The organism is Helicobacter sp. 13S00482-2 (genome assembly GCF_002272795.1).
GTDB lineage: Bacteria > Campylobacterota > Campylobacteria > Campylobacterales > Helicobacteraceae > Helicobacter_J.
Genome location: NZ_MLAT01000001.1, coordinates 13,704 through 32,937, shown reverse-complemented (window position 1 = coordinate 32,937; position 19,234 = coordinate 13,704). Strand labels below are relative to the sequence as shown.

Below are 19,234 nucleotides of genomic sequence, written 5' to 3'. Positions count from 1 at the left end.
AAGCCTTTTTTAAAAAGTACCTTGCTCTTTTGAATCTTGTATAAGATTTAACAAAAGGGCGAAAACCATAAGGAGAAGACAATGAAACACTACGAAACGATGTTTATCGTTAAGCCTACTTTGGTAGAAGAAGAAATCAAGTCAAAGATTGATTTTTACAAAGAGGTCATTACTAAGAATGGCGGAGTCATTACTACTTGTATTGATATGGGGATGAGAAATCTTGCTTATGAGATCAAAAAAAGCAGTAGAGGTTATTATTTTGTGATTTATTTTCAAGCTAATCCTTCCTTGATTTTGGAGCTTGAAAGATTGTATCGTATCAACGAAGATATATTGAGATTTATTGTTATCAAATATGAAAGCAAAAAAGAGCAAAAAACTTGGCAGGCATTGGTTGATAAAGCCAATAAAAAACCTGATGCAAAATCAGATTCAAAACCTCTCAGAGAGAAATCTCAAACGCAATCCCACATAGAATCCTCAGCTACTCAAGATTGAGGTTTAGATAAAAGGCAGCCACAATGTATAATAAGGTTATTATAATAGGGAATCTGACACGTGATGTGGAGCTAAGATACCTTCCTAGTGGTTCCGCACTTGCGACTATTGGACTTGCGAGTAATCGAAGGTATAAAAAGCAAGATGGTTCACAAGGCGAAGAAGTTTGTTTTGTGGATGTAAAACTCTTTGGTAGGGCAGCTGAAGTCGCAAATCAGTACTTAAGAAAAGGATCTAAGATTCTTATTGAAGGACGATTGACTCTTGAGAGTTGGACAGATCAGAGCGGAAACAAAAAAAGCAAACATACCATCACCGCAGAATCTATGCAAATGCTTGATAGCAAGTCTTCTAGTTCTCAAGATGATGGATACCAAAGTTATGAACCAGCACAAAATCAGTCAGATTCAGCCCATGATATGCAGGGAAGTAACGCATCTAGACAGTTCGCACAAGGTGGAATGAATGCACAAAAATATGAGCAAAATATTCCTGAGATTAATATAGATGATGATGAAATACCATTTTAGGAGAAAATAATGGAAAGAAAAAAATATTCAAAAAGATACTGTAAGTACACAGAAGCGAAGATTGATTTTATTGATTATAAAGATATTGAAATGTTAAAACATTCTTTATCTGAGAGATATAAAATTATGCCAAGAAGGCTCACTGGCAACACTAAAAAATGGCAAGAGCGAGTTGAGGTGGCTATCAAGAGAGCTAGGCATATGGCTCTGATTCCTTACATTGTAGATAGAAAAAAGGTTGTTGAAAGTCCCTTTAGGTTCTAAAAATATCCATTGAGCACGTTTATGTGCTCTTTCTTTATAAATAAGTTCTATTTTATAAGAATTTAATCAATACCATTCCACTAAATTTATCATCTTTATAGATTTCAGCTCGAAAAATTTTCCCCGCTTTGTCAATAGAAAATCTAGAAATACACTCTTTGTGATGTATCAATATACCTGTTTCATTTGGTTTTTTTGACTGATCATTTGGGATGACATAGCCAATAATATTCACGCGATAGCCTTCAATAGGAAGTATTTCAAAATTTTCTTTAACCTCTATAATGCTTGGAATTTGAATGTCTTTTAACTCCCCATCTACTTTGATTTGTATATTTTTGAGAGAATTATCAAATTCCATATAATCGGGATTGATTCGAGTCATTAGTTTATTTCCATATTTTAGCCATATTTGATTGTTCCTAGGTAGTAAGCCTATGATGTGGGCTTTTGAACTTATCGGAATAGTTGTGATTTGCTTATCTTTTGGGATTGGAAAATAATTCAATATAGGACGCAATCCATAAACTGGCAAGATGATAGAGTTATCAATTTTAACATCAAGGGTTTTATCGTTGATGAGACGATAGATATTATTTGGAGTGAGTTTAAAATCCTTCTCATATTTTATGCCTATTTGGTCAAGCAATCCTTCAATTGCTAACAGATGATAATACACTCTTTTTTCAAGTGAAAGTTCTTTGCTAGCTTCATTTGCAAATGCAGGTTTTCCGTGCCTGATGGCAAAATAAGTCAATGCTTTCTCCATTTCCTTATCACCTTTGGCGGTATGAGTATCACGAACATGATATTGATGGCTACTATCAAGTAGGTTTTCATTAATATGAGAAGTCATCTTATTTACAATATTATCAAGATCCCCAAATTCTACATTTTCTAAAATTTGCTGATCAATGATTGAGCAATTTCCCCATCTGTTGGGATTAAATAGAGTACTTTCGTATCTAGGTCGATAAAAACCGCTTCCATCATGTAGATGCAAGATGGCATTCACTTCCTTAGAAGTGATGAGATCTTCAATATGTTTGATGATAAAAAATTCTGGATCAGAATCTGAAAGCTTTTTGAATTTGCGATTCATATCATCATAAAGACCTCTATGATTCATTAGCATAGAATGTTTATTCAAAACAGGCACAACCCAAACATTCCCATCAGTGATTTTATAGTGCATTAAAAACATATTTGTGGCATTAAATCCACCAGGCTCATCACCTTGTATGCCTCCCATTAGCAAAACAGTAGGAGACTTTGGATTTGTTTCTTGTTTGATAAGATCAAAATCAATCGGAGCGAGAGGTTTGCTCAGTGCGAAGGCGAATAATATACTTAAAATGAGGAGTTTTTTCAAAAGTTTCCTTTTTTTGGACTATGATTTTTGGGAACATTATACCTAAAGCAGTGGAACAAAATGTGCTTTTTATTTTCGTAATTCTGCTATAAAGGGCAAAAAATGGTTGATAAAGATTTATTGGACACATTCAAAAAGCATTTAAACGGGATAGATGATTCTCATAAGTTGAATTTATCGGGAAATTGTTTTAATAAAGAGCGTAAGATACATAAATTTGGTGAGGATATGAAGAGTGCAAATGAGTTCATAGGGGCATTGCAGATTTTAGATAATGCACTTTCAAAATTGCTTGTTCAAATCCAAGTAATCCTTATAGATGATGAATTTAAAGATGGGGATTTTAAGTCTTTAGAGGGGATTGTATTTAAAGAAATCAGTGAAATTGTGGAAAAATGTTCGTTTATGGGAACACCCTTGTTTGGAAACACTCTGAGTATTTTTGTAGATACACAAGAGATTGTTATTGAAATTTTCAATCCTTTAGATTTTCTTGAGAATGGTGGCTATGAAAATGTATGCTCTTATCTTGAAGATAAAAAAGCAGAGATCGCTGATTGTCTTAAGCTTGTGGCATTGAAGGCATCAGGGCAACAGATTTTTGATTCAGATCTTTCAAGTACCTCTAGTTATGATAATTTTGATGCCAAAGATTTTTTGAAAATGCTCTAACTTTGGTAGTATTTTGCTAAAATCATATAAAAATAAACCAAAAGGTTCTTGATGCTTCGTTTTGCTCCTTCTCCTACTGGTGATATGCATATTGGTAATCTTCGGGCAGCAGTTTTTAATTATATCATTGCCAAACAAAAGAATGAAAAATTCCTTATCCGTATTGAGGATACTGATTTATCTAGAAATATCGAAGGTAAAGATAAGGAAATTTTGGCAATTTTGAATCTTTTTGGACTTTTATGGGATGAGTTAGTTTATCAAAGTCATAATTTCAAACATCATCATAGTTTTGCAGAATATCTGATAAGAGAAGGCAAAGCATTTTATTGTTACTGCACCAAAGAATTTTTAGAAGAAAAAAAACAGGAAGCCATCAGTAAAAAAATCGCCTTTAGATACGATGATTCTTGGGCAGAACTAGAAAAAAGACCTAGTGCTAAACCCGTGGTAAGGTTAAAGGGAGCAGAAGGATTTGTTCGCTTTGATGATGAGATAAAAGGACATTTGGAGTTTGCTCCTGCCGAGATTGATAGCTTTGTGATTTTGCGCGAAGATGGCGTACCTACTTATAATTTCGCTTGTGCGTGCGATGATATGATTTATAATATTGATTTTATTGTTCGAGGTGAAGATCACGTTAGCAATACTCCCAAGCAGATATTGATACAGAAGTCTTTGGGGTATGATAAAAAGATTGGCTATGCTCATTTGCCCATTATTTTGGGAGAAAGTGGTGGAAAAATGAGCAAAAGAGACAGTGCTTCAAGTGTTTCTTGGCTTTTAGAACAAGGTTTTTTACCTCAAGCGATTATGAATTATCTTATCTCAATGGGGAACAAAACTCCTACAGAAATTTTTACTTTATCTGAAGCTATAGAGTGGTTTGATATAACCAATATAGCAAAATCCCCCGTAAAATTTGATATCAAACGTTTGCGCTATCTTAATCGTGAACATCTTAAAAGACTCAATGAAAGTGAATTTGCACTCCTATTGCAAAGTAAAGATATGAGTATTGGAGCTATAGGGAAGCTTCATTTAGAGGAGGCAAGCACTCTTAATGAGATCAGAGAAAAGATTGACTTGATCTTTAAGCCAAAAGATATAGCCAAACATTATGAAAATGAGAATTTTGAATTTGAATGCCAGGAGTTGTTCAAGGTTTTGATAGGCATGGTTGAGGTGGATTCAAAAGCACTCAATGATTATGAATCTTTTAAAAATGAAGCTATGAGCCTGAGCAATCTAAAAGGAAAGAAATTTTTTAAACCCCTTAGAATTCTATTAACAGGGCAATCTCATGGGCTTGATTTGAGCGTACTGTACCCCTATATTCGATTTTATCTAAAAGAGATATTGCATATAAAGGATAAACAATGATTTTAGGAAATATTTTAAATGCAATAGCAACTATTTTGCATACTCTGATTTTTTTTTACACTTGGGTGGTTGTCATCGCAACCCTCATAAGTTGGGTTCGTCCTGATCCTAACAACGCTATAGTCATCATTCTCAATAAGCTCACAAACCCACTTTTTGTAAAAATTAAGAGCAAAATCCGGCTTTTGTATAACGGAATTGATTTTACACCCCTGTTTGTTATTCTTGTATTGCAGTTTATTGATATGGTATTGGTGAAATCTTTATGGACTTATTCTCAAAAGTTTTTTCAGTGACAAAAAAAATTCTTCTTGGGCTATTTTTGATATGTTCAATTGGCATAGCCAAAAGTGATATTACGTTAAAATTTTTAGAATCTAAACCTCAGGGAGTGGCAAGAGATTTTTACATATGGCAGTTTATTTCTGATAAAAAAACCTCCATAAAAGACGCCATTACAGCATATGAACTTGTTTTTAATAAAACTCCAAGAATTCAAAAGGCAATGCAGGATAAGGGTATTGCCACAGAAATGCCTAAAGATATTTTTTGTAAAAATTTAACTTTTGAAGAACTTAAAACGCAAGATTCAGAATGTATCGCATATGGTCTTAAACTTTCTGATGTGCCAAAAATTTCTGCTTTAGATTTGGAAATGATTATCCAAAAGATCTCTCCTTCTTATCCTGATTTATTAATTCAAATCAAGGCACTTTCTTCCAAGGATATTTTAAGTGCTATGTTTGAAATTTCAGCTAAAAATTTTGGCATCATTTTTAATGGTCTAAGCTATTCTCAAAAGCTCAAGATTTTTGATAACGCTATTTCTGTGAAGAAGCTAGAGAAACTTGCCAATGAGAATAGTCCTGTTTTCAATAAGACACTCCATAACATCATATTGGATTCAAGATTTAATAAATTTAAAGATGCTTTAGCAAAAGCTGATATTAAAAGTTCAGATACAAATACATTTTTTCTTTTAGGAATAAATGAGGTTTTGCAAAAAAGAGAAGCAAGAGCACTTGTGTATTTTGCACGTTCTAAAAATGCAGCTGTTGATCCATTTATGAGAGATAGAGCTTTGTTTTGGCAATATTTACTCAGTGGAAATAAACTTTTTTTAGAGGAGCTTTCTCAAAGTGAATTTGTGGATATTTTTTCTATTTTTGCCAATCAAAAATTAGGTTTTGTCCCAAAATATAATATTGTCTCAGATTTCAAAAATATTAGCAAAAAAAATCCAGATTTTAACGTTTCTGACCCTTTTGAATGGCAGATACTTAAGGATAATGTTTTTGCGATTTCTGATGATGAAGAATACAAGAAAATCTTAGAGTACTTCAAATATGAAAAAACTCTTCCTCACTTGGTGTATTTTTTGAATCGTCTCAATAAGTACAAGATAAATTATTTTATTAGGCCTTATGAAGATCTTATTGATTGGAAAAATGATGATGAAAAGGCGATGGTTTATTCAATCGCTAGACAAGAAAGCCATTTGCTTCCAGCACTCATTTCACGATCTTATGCGTTGGGGATTATGCAAATTATGCCTTTTAATGTGCTTCCTTTTGCAAAAGAGATGAATATCAAAGATGCGAATTTATTTGATATGTTTAATCCTCAAATTTCTTTGAAATTTGGAAATTATTATCTCAATCACCTTAAAGAAGAGTTTGTCCATCCTCTTTTTGTTTCTTATGCTTATAATGGCGGACCGGGATTTTTGAGAAGATTGCTAGAAAAAAAAGAATTGTTTTTGAAGGGTAGAAAGTATGAACCTTGGATTAGTATGGAGCTTATACCTTATGAAGAATCTCGATTTTATGGGATGAAGGTTTTGGCAAATTATGTGATTTATCAAGAGCTTTTAGGACATAAACTAGATCTAGAAAAATTCCTCACACAGACGATTATTTATACAAAGGATAAAAAATGATTAGCAAATGCCTTTTTCCAGCTGCTGGTTATGGGACTAGATTTTTACCTGCTACAAAAGCAATGCCAAAAGAAATGCTACCAATTGTGAATAAACCTTTGATTCAATATGGAGTGCAAGAAGCTTTAGAAGCAGGTTGTAATACAATGTCTATTGTAACAGGGCGAGGAAAAAGAAGCATTGAAGATCATTTTGATATCAGTTATGAATTGGAGCATCAAATCAAAGGAACAGATAAAGAATCTCAACTAGAGGAAATAAGATCTATTATCAAAAAATGTACTTTTTCTTACACTCGTCAAAATGAAATGAAAGGACTTGGACACGCCATACTCACTGGAGAAACTCTGATAGGAAAGGAAGCATTTGCTGTTATTTTAGCAGATGATTTGTGCTCTAATCCAGCAGGTAAGGGCGTACTTTCGCAGATGATGGATATTTATGAAAAATATCAGTGTTCTATCATTGCTATTGAAGAGGTTTCTTTACAAGAAGTTCATAAATATGGGATCATGAAAGGCGAAGAGATTGAGGAGGGGATTTATAGGGTTTCTGATATGATTGAAAAACCTAGCAAAGAGGAGACTCCTTCTAATCTTGCCATTATTGGTAGATATATTTTAACTCCAGATATTTTTGATATTTTAAGAGTAACTAAGCCAGGTAAAAAAGGTGAGATACAGATTACTGATGCATTGTTGCAACAAGCAAAGGCGGGTAAGGTGATTGCATATAAATTTGATGGCAAACGTTATGATTGTGGAAGTATTGATGGGTTTATTAAAGCAACGAACGATTTTTATCAATACTTGTATTCTTAGGGTTTGAACGATGTATGATATTTGGTTTTATATCTTTTTTTGGGTTATGGGGGTGCTGTTTGCTTTCCCTATTTTGGCCATTGGAATGGTTTGGTTATTTTCTCAAAAACCAATTTCAATCCAAGAGCCCACACTTCAAACTATCCAGATCTTATTGAGCACAATTAAAACCAAGCAAGGATTTGATGCATTTTTGAGAAAATTTCTCAAAAATTTTGCTGTTATTCCAACAGATGAGAAAGATTCTAAATTTTGGTTTGCCTTGGTAGAAAAGATAGCTCATTCAAAGTTTCTTGATATTGATGAAGTTTCAGAATTAAGACAAGAACTTGAAAATGCAAATTCTGGAAATGAAAAACAAATCGCAGATATGATAAGCGGTGTGCTTAAAACTAGAAAGAAAGGTTAGAAATGGATTATTTGAAAATTGTAGGGGGATGTTCTTTGAGGGGTGAAGTAACCATATCTGGAGCAAAAAATTCAGCATTACCTATTTTGGCTAGTGCTTTGTTGTGTAAAAATCCACTGAGAATAAAAAATCTTCCTGATGTCGCAGATGTCAAAACTTTGGCAAAGCTATTAGAGCATTTGGGTTCAGAAACAAAGTGGATTTCACCCAATGAGCTTTTGATTTCATCTGATAGAATCATACACACTAAGGCCATATATGATATTGTCCGTAAAATGAGGGCTTCCATTTTGGTATTGGGGCCATTATTAAGCAGATTTAGAAAATGTGAGGTGAGTTTGCCTGGTGGTTGTGCTATTGGTGCTAGGCCTGTGGATTTACATATCAAGGCAATGGAAAAAATGGGAGCAGAGATTTCCATACAAGGGGGATATATTATCGCAAAAGCACCTTCTGGACTTAAAGGAAGCGATATAGTGTTTGATAAAATAACCGTTACAGGTACAGAAAATGTTTTAATGGCTGCATCATTAGCTAAGGGTGTTACACGCATTGTGAATGCTGCAAAAGAGCCTGAAATTTTACAGCTTTGTGAGATTTTACAAAAAGCAGGAGTAGAGATAGATGGTATTGGGAGCAATGAACTTTGTGTTAGGGGAAGTGCTGGTGAGCTATTGGATTTTAAAGAAATTGATGTGATCGCAGATCGGATTGAAGCAGGTACATATTTGTGTGCAGGAGCGATAACAAACTCATCTATCACCCTTAAAAACGTTATTCCTAATCATTTGGAAGCGATTATTGGAAAACTTCAAGAAATAGGTTTTACAATACAGGCAACATCAAATACCCTGAAAATCTTACCTAGTTCTAAACGCAATGCTTTTGAGATTATCACAACTGAATATCCAGGATTTCCAACAGATATGCAGGCACAGTTTATGGCTCTTGCTTCTGTGTGCGAAGGAAGTAGTTTTATTGAAGAAAGATTGTTTGAGAATCGCTTTATGCACGTGAGCGAATTGCAACGATTGGGTGCAAATATTTCTTTGCGTGGGAATGTTGCCAAGATTACTGGAGGGGAGAAGCTTATTGGAGCTGATGTGATGGCAACAGATTTACGTGCATCTTCAGCTCTAATTTTAGCAGGACTTGTTGCAGAAGGTAACACTCAAGTTCATCGGATATATCATCTTGATAGGGGATATGAGCGATTAGAGGAGAAATTTTATGCATTAGGTGCAAGGATTGAGAGATTAAAAGAAAAATAAAATTTTTATTAGATTTGTTTCACTATAATCTAGAATATTTCAGTAATTAAGATTTTTAATATTTAGGAGAAAAAATGTCTACAAGAAAAGAACATGACTTTATCGGTGAATTAGAAATTAACGATGATGTTTATTATGGAATTCAGACCTTTAGGGCGATGGAAAATTTTAATATCACCAACGAGAAGCTTTCTGATTTTCCTGTTTTTGTGAATGCTCTTGCACAAGTCAAAAAAGCGGCCGCTTTGGCAAATCATCAGTTAGGTTTATTAGATTCAAGCATAAAAGATGCTATTTGTAAGGCTTGTGATTTTATCATTGCTGGAAAATATCACGATCAATTTGTGGTAGATATGATTCAAGGCGGTGCGGGAACGAGCACAAATATGAATGCCAATGAGGTCATTGCAAATATTGCACTTGAGTTGATGGGGCATAAAAAAGGCGAATATCAATATTGCCATCCAAATGATCATGTGAATTTATCCCAATCTACTAATGATGCCTATCCTACAGCACTCAGAATAGCTCTTTATGAAAGATTGAGTGGTCTTACAGAGTCCATGCGTATTTTGAAGGAGTCTTATGCTAGAAAAGCTGAAGAATTTAAAGATATACTTAAGATGGGAAGAACTCAGCTACAAGATGCTGTACCAATGACTTTGGGTCAGGAATTCAAAACTTTTGAGTCTATGATAAATAAAGATATTGAACGTGTGTTAGATGCTAGAAATTTGATACGTATTATCAATTTAGGTGGAACAGCTATTGGTACAGGGATAAATTCACATCCTGATTATAAAAGAATCGTAGAAGAAAAAATCCAAGAAGTCACAGGTAGGCCTTTTATAACCGCAACTGATCTCATAGAAGCCACCCAAAGCACGGGTGCATATGTTCAGATAAGTGGTGTGCTCAAGAGAGTGTCTGTAAAACTATCTAAAGTTTGCAATGATTTAAGACTTTTGAGTTCAGGGCCAAGAGCGGGTTTGAATGAGATTAATTTACCAAAAATGCAACCAGGAAGTTCTATCATGCCTGGCAAAGTCAATCCTGTGATTCCTGAAGCGGTCAATCAAGTTTGTTTTGCGGTGATTGGGAATGATATCACTGTTACAATGGCAGCAGAAGGAGGGCAATTGCAACTAAATGTATTTGAGCCTGTCATTGCTTATAGCCTGTTCAATTCTATTGTGATGCTCAATCGTGCGATGCTAACTCTTGCACATAAATGTATTGATGGAATCACTGCAAATGAAGATATATGCAAAAATTTTGTGTTAAATAGTGTGGGTATTGTGACTGCACTCAATCCTTATATCGGCTATGAGAATTCTGCTTCCATTGCAAAGGAATGTCTCAATACAGGTAAGAGTGTCTATGATATTACTTTAGAGAGAGGTCTGCTCAGTAAAGAACAGCTTGATGATATATTCAAGCCACAAAATATGATAAATCCTCATATGAATAAAAATAAAGCCTAGAAGGAGTTTGTTGGTTTTAATGTCTCAAGATCAAAAAATCCTTTATCTCAGGTTTTTGTATTATCAAAAGATGTTTGGAGGGAGATATACAGATAATATCAATGTCCAGTCATCTGATAACACGCTTAGTGTCCCTATGGTTTCACTTCAAGATACCATCGCTCATTGTGCTTTGTGCGAACGTGCCAAAAGCTCTAAGCCTAGCTTTGGTATCATGCCTTCAAAACCAAAAATAGTATTTATCTCAGAACTTCCATTAACAGATGCCTTCAATCGTTTTACAGAAAATAGAAGTTCAAAAATGCTTCAAGATATTATTTCCAATGTTTTTATGCTAGATCCTTCAGAATATGGAGTTTTGTCTTTAGTGAAATGCAATCAAAATCAATTAAATATTTCCGATAATCACGCTTTTACTTGTAAGCAATATTTGAATCAGCAGATCACATCAGATTCAGTCAGAGTAATTCTTTTAATGGGAGATTTTGTTTTGAGGCATTTGCTTGGAGCAGATTTTAATCAACATAAAGGTAGAATTCTATCTAAACAAAGCAGAAACTATCTAGCTACTTATTCTTTGAATGAATTGCTTAAAAATCCGTCCTTAAAAAAAGAAGCGATGAGGCATTTTTTACTTGCAAAAGGAATGTTATGAAAAAATGGATTATTTTGTTTTTATTGCTTATCTTTGAAGAGTTTATTTTTGCTAAGAGCTATATTATTTCACCTCTTCCACTCCCAAAACAGGAGGTTGTAGATAATAATACTGATAGATGCAATGAAAAATGTCTAGAAAAGTTTTATGCTGATGGAAAGATTTTTTCATTCGTAGCAAAATTTAAAAATGACACTCATAATATAGGGCTTCGAGCTAATCTGGCGGTAGCTCTTTCTGAAATCGACTCTTTTATGCAGAGTTCTATGTATCAAGATGTGAAGAATTCTCAAATAAAGATTGCATTACTGATACCCAAAAAAATCGTAGGACGTTATTCTGTAGCAAGTATTGACACAATACTGGCGTATTTGATGACTCGTGGAGGAGATTTTGATTTTAAAGTTTTTGATAGCGGTGGGGAGAGTTCATCTGATTTGAGTGATGCTTATAATAAAATTGAGCAGCAAAAATATGAATTTGTGATCGCACTACTCACTCAAGCTGGAGTGGAGAATTTTATTGAAAGTACTTATGTGAGTATTCCTACCTATATCCCCACTATCAACAAAAATCAACTTGTTAATTCAAACAGATTGCCTTCCAATCTTTATTTTGGAGGAATTGATTATAAGGCTCAAATGCAGATCATCGTGACTCTTGCAGGAAGCAATCCGATTGTAGAGTATGATGATGATAGCCCTGTAGGACTGAGTTTGAGTGAAATTTTAGATGATATGGATCCAAATATTGCTTATAAAAGCATCATCTCTTCTAAGGAAGCAGCTACTTTTGCGAAGAATCTCAATACTCAGGAGGATTTTTTGCAAGATAGCGTGATTGTGTTAAACACTCCTGTTGTCAAAAGTGGATTGATGCTTTCTCAACTTGGATTTTCAAAGAAAAAACCTCTTAAAGTGCTCTCTACTCAAATTAATTATAATCCCTCCTTGTTGATGTTGGTTTTGCCTAAAGATAGGCAAAACCTTTATATTATCAATGCCATTGGGAATACAAATCAAAAACTTATAGAATATGGTTCTTTACTTAGTAGTGACCTGAGGTATGATTGGGTAAATTATTCTACCGCTATTGGTGTGGAAATGTTTTTTAACTTCAAAGATCCCAAAATAAATAAATTTTTCTCCGAGCTTATTAATGAGAATCAAGTTCAATATATCAATACAATTTATCGAGCTAAGGGCTCAATATTTGAAATTATTCAATGATTAGGTTCTGATTGTGCTAAGCACAATCAGAATGATGTATTAAAATGTTGGTTTTGGAGTTTTATTAGTTACTGGAGCTAGGACAGGATAGATAATAACAGGTTTTTTCCCAGTTAAAGATCCAAAAAATGTTTCTATCTTTTTCGCTTCTGCATCAGTGATGTTTATTCCTAACTGAATCGCTCCCATTTCTTTTATCGCGTCTTTGACATCCCAATATTGGCCATTGTGAAAATAGGGCATTGTCTCAGTGATATTTCTGAGGGTAGGAACTTTTACCATACCATTAGCATCACCTTTAAAATCACCTACATTTGCGAATTCATAAGGTTTTATAACGCCAAATGGTTGCATCGTGCCTCCAAGATTGATTCCGTTATGACAAGCTATGCATCCTTTATCAATAAAAATATTTAACCCCTCTTGTTCAGCTTTGCTTAAAGCTTTTGGATTGCCATTTATAAAATCATCATAACGGCTTGGGGTTACTAGAGTCATTTCATACATTGCAATTGTATCTGCGATGAGCTTGAAATCAATTTTTACTTTATTTCCATAAGCTTTTTTAAATTCATCTACATAAGCGGGAATGGAAGTGATTTTTTGAACCACTAGACTCGGTTGTGCTCCCATCTCTACAGGATTTTGTATAGGACCTTGGGCTTGATCTCCTAGATGATGTGCTCTACCATCCCAAAATTGAACCGCATTGAAAACAGAATTAAATACAGTGGGAGAGTTCAAATGATGAGGATTTTTCTGCCACTTTTCCCCAATAGCCACTGGAACAACATCCACACCACCTAATGCTAGATTATGACAAGTGTTACAAGAAATTAGATTTGAGCTTGAGATCCTAGGGTCAAAATAAAGTTTTTTCCCAAGCTCTATTTGTGCATCACTCATTTTAGGACTATAGCCTGTAGCCAAATCAATTTCTTTGGCTTTTTTTACTTGATAATCCCTCAAATTTTTTCCAGTAGGAATAGGCTTTAACCCCGCTTGTTTTGCTTTTAAAATAAGCTCTTGATTGGTTGCCCCAAATACACTAATGGCACAAAATGCAACAACACTCCCTAAAAGTATTACTTTTTTCATTTTTTCTCCTATCGTTAGTTTGTTTAGTTTGATTCTCCTTATTATACCCTTTTTGAGAATAAAACTAATTAAAAATTTCTTAAGTAAATACTTTTGAATCCAAATAATCAAAAATATTAAAGTTTTTGTTTGTTTATTATTGATTATTTATGGAGCTTGTCAAATTCATATCAGGTAGAATAAATGAAGTTGTCATTATAATTTGCATCAAAAAATATCATTATTTTTGGAACCTAAAAAGGAAAAAATATGAGTTATACACATCTGCATCTACATACCGAATATTCCTTGCTGGACGGGGCTAATAAAATCAAGATACTTGCTAAAAAAATCAAAGAGCTTGGGATGAAGAGCGTGAGCATGACCGATCATGGAAATATGTTTGGAGCCATTGATTTTTACACTACGATGAAAAAAGAAGGCATCAAGCCTATTATTGGGATTGAAGCTTATTTGCACAATAATGATGATTTGAAGAATAAGGATTCCAAACAACGTTTTCATCTATGCCTGTATGCAAAGAATGAAGAAGGCTATAAGAATTTAATGTATTTGAGCTCGATGGCATTCATAGAGGGCTTTTATTATTATCCTAGAATCAACAAAAAAATGTTGCGTGAGCGATCAAGAGGGCTTATTTGTTCTTCAGCATGTTTGCAAGGAGAAGTGAGTTGGCAGTTAAATACAAATAATCCTAGAAATATAAAATTTGGTGCTAAGGGCTATGAAGTTGCCAAAGATGTTGCTTTGGAATATCAAGATATTTTTGGAGATGATTTTTATATTGAGATCATGAGACATGGCATTGCTGATCAGGCATTTATTGATGAGGCATTGATAAATATATCCTTGCAAACAGGTATCAAACTTATTGCCACTAATGATACTCACTATACCAATCAAGAAGATGCGAGTGCCCAAGAGGTAGCTATGTGTGTAGCAATGGGAAAAACTCTTGATGACAAAGATAGACTCAAGCATTCAGTCAAAGAGTTTTATATCAAATCCCCTCAAGAGATGGGAAGGCTATTTGCTGATATTCCAGAAGCTTTGCAAAACACTCAAGAAATAGCTGATAAATGCAATCTTGAAATTGATCTCAAAGATGAAAAAAATAATCCTCCCACACCACCTAGATTCAAATTTACACAAGAATATGCTAGTTTAGAAGGGCTTAGTATGTCTGATGATGCGAGTTATTTTGCTCACAAATCTAGAAAAGGCCTAGAAGAAAGACTCAAAATCATCCCTGAAGAAAAGCATCAAATTTATAAAGATAGGCTAGAGAGGGAAATCAAAGTTATCAATGATATGAAATTTCCAGGCTATATGCTGATTGTGTGGGATTTTATCAAATACGCTAAGCAAAATGGTATTCCTGTAGGGCCAGGAAGAGGGAGTGCTGCAGGGAGTTTGGTGGCTTTTTGTCTGAAGATTACCGATATTGATCCTTTGAAGTATGATTTACTATTTGAGAGATTTCTAAACCCTGAACGTATATCAATGCCCGATATTGATACTGATTTTTGTCAAAGGCGAAGAGGCGAGATTATTGAGTATATGATAGAAAAATATGGAAAGTATAATGTAGCTCAAGTGATTACCTTTGGTAAAATGCTCGCCAAAGGTGTGGTAAGGGATGTTGCAAGAGTCTTGAATATGCCTTATAAAGAAGCTGATGAAATGGCAAAACTCATTCCTGATAAATTAGGTATCACACTTGCAGGATATGAAAAAGATGGACAACATACAAATGGGGCTTGGGATCTAGAACCTAAAATCAAAGAACTCACTCAAACCAATCCACTTGCCAAGAAAGTTTGGGATTTTTCTTTAATGCTAGAAGGACTCAATCGAAATGCTGGAAAACACGCAGCCGCACTTGTGGTAGATAGTGATGAAGAGCTTTGGAATAAGGTTCCCTTATACACAAGCGATAAGATGGATGGAGCGATTGTAACGCAATATTCAATGAAATATCTTGAACCTGTTGATTTGATAAAGTTTGATTTCTTGGGATTGAAGACTTTAACCGTGATAGATGATGCACTCAAGCTCATCTCTAAAAGATATAACAAAAATATTGATTTTTTGAGTATTGATGAAAACGACCCAGATGTTTATAAGACCATTCAGAGTGGGAATACATTAGGAGTATTTCAGATAGAATCTGGAATGTTTCAAGGACTCAATAAAAGGCTTCAGCCTTCTTCTTTTGAAGATATTGTCGCGATCATCGCTTTAGGACGTCCAGGCCCTATGGAATCAGGAATGGTTGATGATTTTGCAAACAGAAAACACGGATTTGAACCTATCTCTTATATGTTCCCTGAATTAGAGCCTATCTTAAAACCTACCTATGGGACTATCGTCTATCAAGAACAGGTAATGCAGATTGTCCAAACCATCGGTGGATTCTCGCTTGGTGAGGCTGATTTGATTCGTCGAGCAATGGGTAAAAAAGACGCTCAGATCATGGCAGATAACAAAATAAAATTTGTCGCAGGGGCAGAAAAAAAAGGATTTGATAAATTAAAAGCACAAGAATTATGGGACTTGATCGTTAAATTCGCAGGATATGGGTTTAATAAATCGCATTCTGCTGCTTATGCGATGATTACCTTTCAAACAGCTTATTTAAAAACTTATTATGAGCACGAGTTTATGGCAGCAATGCTTACAAGTGAATCTAATAAAATCGAATCAGTGGCCAATTATATTGATGAAATTAAAGCAATGGGAATAGAGCTTGTCCCTCCACATGTGAATAAATCTGGACTTGATTTTGGGGTAGAGGATTTTAGCGATAAAAATGGATCGCAAAAGAGGATTATTTTTGGATTAGGAGCCATAAAAGGTGCGGGAGAAGGACCTTTGAAAAATATTATCGAGCTAAGGGAATCTCAAGGGGAATTCAAAAGTTTAGAAGATTTTATTTCAAGAGTTGATTCTAGTAAATTCACTAAAAGAATCTTAGAGCCACTCATTAAATCTGGAAGTTTAGATAATCTAGGATACAGCAGAGCTAGTATGCTAGAGAATATTGATAAGATATGTGATGCAGGCAGAAATAGGGATAAAGTTAGAGAAATGATGAAGGATTCTCTCTTTGGGAATGAGCAGCAAGATGAGACCATCACACTTGATTTTGAAGAAATTCCTGAATATGATATGAAAACCTTGCTAGATTATGAGTATGAGTGCTTAGGGTTTTATGTCTCTGCTAATCCACTTGAAGAATTTAAAGATCAGATCAAGGCTATAAAAGGCGTTGCTAAAAGCACAGAGTTAGATTTGCTAGAGATTGGTTCAAATGCCATGATAGTGGGCAAGGTGCTCGATATTGAGAAAAAAATTAGCAAAAAAAGTGGGAAACCCTATGGATATGCAAAAATACTAGATATGCACAGTAGTATCAATTTGATGTTGTTTGAGAAAAACCTAAAAGAACTAGAAGAATTTGATACATCTGTTCCTCTTGCATTTAAATGTAAAATTGAGGAAAGAGATGGAAAAATAGAGCTTAGATTGTGGGAGATTATGGATTTGCAAAATGCAACAAATCAAACAAAAAAAGTCAAACTCAAGTATAGAGATGTTACTAATGAGGAATGGGAAGCAGGACTACTAGGAGAAACTGTCAATGACTTATATCACCGTCAGGATCTAATGGAAGCCAGAGTACAATCTCTAGATGATCTCTATCCTTGTCCTTTGGCTATAGTATTAGATACAAGCATACAGCCAAGTTTTTTTGAAAAATTAGGAGCAGAAGCACAAAAATATCCAGGCGAAAGGGAGCTAACAGTGATGTTAAAAGATAAAAAAAATTCTTATATTGATGGAAAATTTTATAAGATGGTTACTAAATTTAAGGTGGATACTTCTATCAAGCAGATTTTACAAGAATTTGAATGGATGGATATGTAATGAGACTCAATCAATTTATTTCACATAATGCAAAATATTCTCGCAGAGAAGCTGATATTCTCATAGAGCAAGGAAGAGTAAATATTGAAAAAACCAAAGCAAACACTAAAAGTGTCTTGCTTGAAGGACAGAGAGTTTTCATTGATGGTAAGTATGTCAAGCCTAAAGATGAGGAACTATACACAGTCATCGTGTATCATAAACCCAAAGGTGAACTTGTAAGCAAAAAAGATGACAGAGGTAGGCGAGTTGTTTATGATACATTGGGTGGAAAATATATGCATTTTGTACCTATCGGAAGACTTGATTTTGCTTCTGAAGGAGTTTTGTTGCTCACTGATAATAAAAAAGTTGCTCAATCTTTAATGGAAAGCGACCTTGAACGTGAATATATCATCAAGATAAATGGAAAAATTACTGAAGAAATGATAAGAGCTATGAATGAAGGCATCCATATTGAGAATGCTAGTACTGGAGCACATCAGAAAAGTAAAATTTATTCAATGACTTTTGCCCCATTTATTAGATATGAAATAGGAAAAAATGATATCCATTTTTCAAAACTAAAGGTTACTATTATGGAGGGAAAAAATCGAGAACTCCGAAGATTTTTTGCTCACTTCAAAGCAGATGTGATGGATTTAAGACGCATTCGCTATGGCTGGATTAATCTCAATGCATTGCCAGTAGGGAAGATTAGATTCCTAAATAAAGATGAATATAAACAATTACATCAATTTATGGGCAAAATAGGAAAAATAGATTCTTTTATCAGTAAAAACAATATATAATCACGTCTTTAATTAACTTTATTCTAGAAGGAAAAATATGAAGAAATTATTTTTTAATCTGCTTGTTTTAGGAGTATTTTTTTATGGCTGTGGAGATCCGATCAAGCCTGAAAAGGGAGATACTCAGGAAATATCAAATTTGAAATTAAACTGCGGTGAGGGTGATTTAGAGAGTTGTGCTAATTTAGGTGTTAAATATGCACTAGGGCAAGATATTAAAAAAGATTTAGGAGCGGCTAAGGATTTATTTGAGAAGTCCTGCAATGGTGATAATCCAACAGGTTGTTATAATATGGGAGTGATTGATAGGGATAAAAAAGATTATAAAAAAGCGATGAAGAATTTTCAAAATTCTTGCGATAAAGGTTTTTCTCAAGCTTGTTATAGCGAAGGCGTGATGTATAAAAATGCCGAAGGTGTGGATCAAGATCTTGATAAATCTGCAGGGTTATTTGCCAAAGCGTGTGATTTGAATAATGCTTATGGCTGTTTAGATGCGTGTGCGTTCTATAAAGATGATGCACAAGGAGATAAGGCATTACCAATGTGTCAAAAGGCCTGTGATCTTGGGAATGGTGCAGGATGTTTTAATGCGAGTGATTTGTATTTTAGTAAATATAGGGATATTCAGAACACTATCACTTATTCTGAACGTGCTTGTGAGCTTGGTATAGGTTTGTCTTGTTCAAATCTAGGATTTTTGTATGCTGAAGGAAAGGTGATTCATCAAGATATAAACAAAGGGATGGATTATTTTAAAAAGGCTTGTGATTTAGGAAATAAAGATTCTTGTGAGAATTACCAAACGCTTCAATCTCATTTAGATAAAAATGCCAAAAAAGATGTAAAAGATCTAAAGAAGTAATCAATTAAACTTTTTCGATT

The 19,234-nt window shown here is 34.2% G+C and carries 18 protein-coding genes; 16 read left to right on the top strand and 2 right to left on the bottom strand.

Features of this window, described 5'->3' with window-relative positions; translation table 11 throughout:
- Positions 1 to 81: 81 nt before the first annotated feature.
- From rpsF to rpsR, 3 genes are read left to right on the top strand one after another with little or no spacing between them, the layout of a single operon-like run.
- Entirely contained in the window at positions 82 to 501 is a 420-nt protein-coding gene (gene rpsF / locus BKH42_RS00150) for a 30S ribosomal protein S6 (RefSeq protein ID WP_095293585.1), read from the top strand.
- Between the two features lie 23 nt (positions 502 to 524).
- Entirely contained in the window at positions 525 to 1,031 is a 507-nt protein-coding gene (locus BKH42_RS00145) for a single-stranded DNA-binding protein (protein WP_095293584.1), read from the top strand.
- 9 nt (positions 1,032 to 1,040) lie between these two features.
- Positions 1,041 to 1,295 (top strand): 30S ribosomal protein S18, encoded by a 255-nt coding sequence (gene rpsR, locus BKH42_RS00140; RefSeq protein ID WP_095293583.1) that lies wholly within the window; start codon positions 1,041 to 1,043, stop codon positions 1,293 to 1,295.
- A 52-nt stretch (positions 1,296 to 1,347) separates the two neighbouring features.
- On the opposite strand, the gene BKH42_RS00135 is transcribed toward rpsR, so the two are convergent.
- Entirely contained in the window at positions 1,348 to 2,667 is a 1,320-nt protein-coding gene (locus BKH42_RS00135; RefSeq protein ID WP_257874204.1) for a M99 family carboxypeptidase catalytic domain-containing protein, read from the bottom strand.
- A 102-nt stretch (positions 2,668 to 2,769) separates the two neighbouring features.
- Here BKH42_RS00135 and BKH42_RS00130 point away from each other — a divergent pair, with 102 nt between their 5' ends.
- The 10 genes from BKH42_RS00130 (at position 2,770) to BKH42_RS00085 (ending at position 12,530) form a co-directional block, all read left to right on the top strand.
- A complete protein-coding gene (locus BKH42_RS00130; RefSeq protein ID WP_095293582.1) occupies positions 2,770 to 3,339 on the top strand; it encodes a flagellar FLiS export co-chaperone in 570 nt (189 codons plus the stop codon).
- Between the two features lie 51 nt (positions 3,340 to 3,390).
- Complete coding sequence (gene gltX / locus BKH42_RS00125) at positions 3,391 to 4,722, top strand: glutamate--tRNA ligase (protein ID WP_095293581.1); 1,332 nt, start codon at positions 3,391 to 3,393, stop codon at positions 4,720 to 4,722.
- Complete coding sequence (locus tag BKH42_RS00120) at positions 4,719 to 5,018, top strand: YggT family protein (RefSeq protein ID WP_095293580.1); 300 nt, start codon at positions 4,719 to 4,721, stop codon at positions 5,016 to 5,018. Before gltX ends, BKH42_RS00120 begins: the two co-directional genes overlap by 4 nt.
- Positions 5,015 to 6,661 carry a lytic transglycosylase domain-containing protein gene (locus tag BKH42_RS00115; protein WP_257874203.1) on the top strand — a complete coding sequence of 549 codons (1,647 nt, stop codon included), beginning with the start codon at positions 5,015 to 5,017 and terminating at the stop codon, positions 6,659 to 6,661. Before BKH42_RS00120 ends, BKH42_RS00115 begins: the two co-directional genes overlap by 4 nt.
- Complete coding sequence (gene galU / locus BKH42_RS00110; RefSeq protein WP_095293578.1) at positions 6,658 to 7,482, top strand: UTP--glucose-1-phosphate uridylyltransferase GalU; 825 nt, start codon at positions 6,658 to 6,660, stop codon at positions 7,480 to 7,482. The genes BKH42_RS00115 and galU overlap by 4 nt, the downstream gene beginning before the upstream one ends.
- 10 nt (positions 7,483 to 7,492) lie before the next feature.
- Positions 7,493 to 7,891 carry a hypothetical protein gene (locus BKH42_RS00105; RefSeq protein ID WP_095293577.1) on the top strand — a complete coding sequence of 133 codons (399 nt, stop codon included), beginning with the start codon at positions 7,493 to 7,495 and terminating at the stop codon, positions 7,889 to 7,891.
- A 2-nt stretch (positions 7,892 to 7,893) separates the two neighbouring features.
- Positions 7,894 to 9,162, top strand: a complete 1,269-nt coding sequence (murA, locus tag BKH42_RS00100; protein WP_095293576.1) for a UDP-N-acetylglucosamine 1-carboxyvinyltransferase — start codon at positions 7,894 to 7,896, stop codon at positions 9,160 to 9,162.
- A gap of 74 nt (positions 9,163 to 9,236) precedes the next feature.
- Positions 9,237 to 10,646, top strand: coding sequence for an aspartate ammonia-lyase (aspA, locus tag BKH42_RS00095; protein ID WP_095293575.1), 1,410 nt, complete (start codon positions 9,237 to 9,239; stop codon positions 10,644 to 10,646).
- Positions 10,647 to 10,665: 19 nt separating this feature from the next.
- Positions 10,666 to 11,301, top strand: a complete 636-nt coding sequence (locus BKH42_RS00090; protein ID WP_095293574.1) for a uracil-DNA glycosylase family protein — start codon at positions 10,666 to 10,668, stop codon at positions 11,299 to 11,301.
- A complete protein-coding gene (locus BKH42_RS00085; RefSeq protein WP_095293573.1) occupies positions 11,298 to 12,530 on the top strand; it encodes a hypothetical protein in 1,233 nt (410 codons plus the stop codon). Before BKH42_RS00090 ends, BKH42_RS00085 begins: the two co-directional genes overlap by 4 nt.
- Before the next feature lie 39 nt (positions 12,531 to 12,569).
- On the opposite strand, the gene BKH42_RS00080 is transcribed toward BKH42_RS00085, so the two are convergent.
- Positions 12,570 to 13,628, bottom strand: coding sequence for a cytochrome-c peroxidase (locus tag BKH42_RS00080; protein ID WP_095293572.1), 1,059 nt, complete (start codon positions 13,626 to 13,628; stop codon positions 12,570 to 12,572).
- 249 nt (positions 13,629 to 13,877) lie between these two features.
- Here BKH42_RS00080 and dnaE point away from each other — a divergent pair, with 249 nt between their 5' ends.
- Genes dnaE through BKH42_RS00065 form a run of 3 tightly spaced genes read left to right on the top strand, consistent with a single transcriptional unit; the run spans position 13,878 to position 19,214 of the window.
- Positions 13,878 to 17,558, top strand: a complete 3,681-nt coding sequence (gene dnaE, locus BKH42_RS00075) for a DNA polymerase III subunit alpha (protein ID WP_095293571.1) — start codon at positions 13,878 to 13,880, stop codon at positions 17,556 to 17,558.
- Complete coding sequence (locus BKH42_RS00070) at positions 17,543 to 18,349, top strand: pseudouridine synthase (protein ID WP_180673849.1); 807 nt, start codon at positions 17,543 to 17,545, stop codon at positions 18,347 to 18,349. The genes dnaE and BKH42_RS00070 overlap by 16 nt, the downstream gene beginning before the upstream one ends.
- A 37-nt stretch (positions 18,350 to 18,386) precedes the next feature.
- Entirely contained in the window at positions 18,387 to 19,214 is an 828-nt protein-coding gene (locus tag BKH42_RS00065; RefSeq protein ID WP_095293569.1) for a tetratricopeptide repeat protein, read from the top strand.
- Positions 19,215 to 19,234 lie beyond the last annotated feature (20 nt).

Coding starts and splice junctions, on each gene's coding strand:
- BKH42_RS00120 (WP_095293580.1), top strand. CDS start 4,719: ATGATTTTAGGAAATATTTTAAATGCAATAGCAACTATTTTGCATACT.
- BKH42_RS00090 (WP_095293574.1), top strand. CDS start 10,666: ATGTCTCAAGATCAAAAAATCCTTTATCTCAGGTTTTTGTATTATCAA.
- BKH42_RS00080 (WP_095293572.1), bottom strand. CDS start 13,628: ATGAAAAAAGTAATACTTTTAGGGAGTGTTGTTGCATTTTGTGCCATT.
- rpsR (WP_095293583.1), top strand. CDS start 1,041: ATGGAAAGAAAAAAATATTCAAAAAGATACTGTAAGTACACAGAAGCG.
- galU (WP_095293578.1), top strand. CDS start 6,658: ATGATTAGCAAATGCCTTTTTCCAGCTGCTGGTTATGGGACTAGATTT.
- BKH42_RS00145 (WP_095293584.1), top strand. CDS start 525: ATGTATAATAAGGTTATTATAATAGGGAATCTGACACGTGATGTGGAG.
- rpsF (WP_095293585.1), top strand. CDS start 82: ATGAAACACTACGAAACGATGTTTATCGTTAAGCCTACTTTGGTAGAA.
- BKH42_RS00105 (WP_095293577.1), top strand. CDS start 7,493: ATGTATGATATTTGGTTTTATATCTTTTTTTGGGTTATGGGGGTGCTG.
- BKH42_RS00065 (WP_095293569.1), top strand. CDS start 18,387: ATGAAGAAATTATTTTTTAATCTGCTTGTTTTAGGAGTATTTTTTTAT.
- BKH42_RS00070 (WP_180673849.1), top strand. CDS start 17,543: ATGGATGGATATGTAATGAGACTCAATCAATTTATTTCACATAATGCA.
- murA (WP_095293576.1), top strand. CDS start 7,894: ATGGATTATTTGAAAATTGTAGGGGGATGTTCTTTGAGGGGTGAAGTA.
- dnaE (WP_095293571.1), top strand. CDS start 13,878: ATGAGTTATACACATCTGCATCTACATACCGAATATTCCTTGCTGGAC.
- BKH42_RS00085 (WP_095293573.1), top strand. CDS start 11,298: ATGAAAAAATGGATTATTTTGTTTTTATTGCTTATCTTTGAAGAGTTT.
- BKH42_RS00130 (WP_095293582.1), top strand. CDS start 2,770: ATGGTTGATAAAGATTTATTGGACACATTCAAAAAGCATTTAAACGGG.
- gltX (WP_095293581.1), top strand. CDS start 3,391: ATGCTTCGTTTTGCTCCTTCTCCTACTGGTGATATGCATATTGGTAAT.
- aspA (WP_095293575.1), top strand. CDS start 9,237: ATGTCTACAAGAAAAGAACATGACTTTATCGGTGAATTAGAAATTAAC.